Origin of the sequence: Gemella bergeri ATCC 700627 (genome assembly GCF_000469465.1) — a bacterium.
GTDB classification, from domain to species: domain Bacteria; phylum Bacillota; class Bacilli; order Staphylococcales; family Gemellaceae; genus Gemella; species Gemella bergeri.
In genome coordinates, this window is sequence record NZ_KI271804.1 from 1 (window position 1) to 1,462 (window position 1,462).

Consider the following 1,462-nt stretch of genomic DNA (forward strand, 5'->3'; position numbering starts at 1 on the left):
GACTGATAGGGAGGTATATGAGTTTGAAACTCATATCCCTCTTTTTTTAAAAAAGAGCTGAAAAAGAGAAAATTTATATTATAAATCAGTAAAGTAATTTAATTTATAGTGTATAGTTTAAATAAATAAACATGTAATGTCAATAAAATAAAGTAAATAATTAAGCATAACACCAGAAAAAAACCGTGTTTAATCAAGCTATATTAACACTATAATCTATTATTTCCTTATTAATTCTATTAGTATTAGAATAACCTAAGTTAAATATTATTAGCACTCTAGCTTTTAAACTAAAGAAGTTTCTATATCCATATCCAGTACGTTTGATATTCTTTATTTTATTAATGATCCCCTCTATAGGACCATTAGATAAATTATATCTTAAAGAATTTTCTATGTGCTTTTTATTTTTAATAAAAGTTTTAAAAGTAACCGCAAGTTCCTCAGATATAGTGTTTTTACTCGATTCAATAACATTAAAAAACTCTGAAAAGTTATGAGAATAATACGCATCTAAAAGCATCTGTACAGTAAAGTACGCTTCTTTTAATTCGCCATCTTGATTAATAAGATGCTCTACTATTTTTCTACTAGTAATCCATTCTTTAAAATGGTATTTTCTTCCATAATCATCACTAGAAACATCATCTTCTCTCATTAATAATAATTTCCAATACCTTTTAAATTGCTTATATATTCTATCATTATCATTATCTTTAAACATCTTCATAATACGAGTTCTTAGAGAGTTTAAAGAATTATTCAAAGCTTGAATAATATGAAATCTATCAATAACTATAGAGGCATTAGGGAATAACTCTTTTATCATAGTCATATATCCGGCATTCATATCAGTACAAACCATTTTTACATTTAATCTATCTTTAAAAGTATATCTTTTCTTGAAATGATTCAGTATAGTAGATTTTCTATGATTTGTAAGAATATCTATAACCTTATGGTTTAAAGCATCACAATATATAAAGCTTAAATGTTCTTCTACATCATTAGTCGATCTAAATTCATCAAAACAAAGATACTCAGATAGTTTAGAAGATGGTCTTTTAGCTAATGAACTATATAGTTCTTTTTGAATATTATATACCGTTGCATCACTAATTTCACATTCCCTAGCTATTGATTTACGTGATGATTCAAAAGTTAGCCTATATATAACTTCTCGTTTTAATTCAAGAGAAATAGTACATTTTCCTTTGGTAATGGAGGTTTTAGCTGTTGAATATTTATTGCAGTTTTTGCAGTAGTATCGTTGTTTGGTTAGGTGTAGGAAAGTAAGTTTACCTCCGCATTTTTGAAGTTTTATATATGATAGTTTACTACCGTTTTTTACAACTTTTGAACAGCCTTTTACACCGCAATTATTACATTTTGGTTGTTTATATTCTACTTTTCCGTAAACTATTTTAAATAGCGCTGTAGGAAGGAGTATACTAGATTGTTT

General features: G+C 26.4%; 1 protein-coding gene. It reads right to left on the minus strand.

Annotated features, from left to right (window positions below):
- Positions 1-193 precede the first annotated feature (193 nt).
- On the minus strand, positions 194-1,462 hold a 1,269-nt coding region (locus HMPREF1983_RS01040), incomplete at its 5' end, for an ISL3 family transposase (protein ID WP_021752423.1).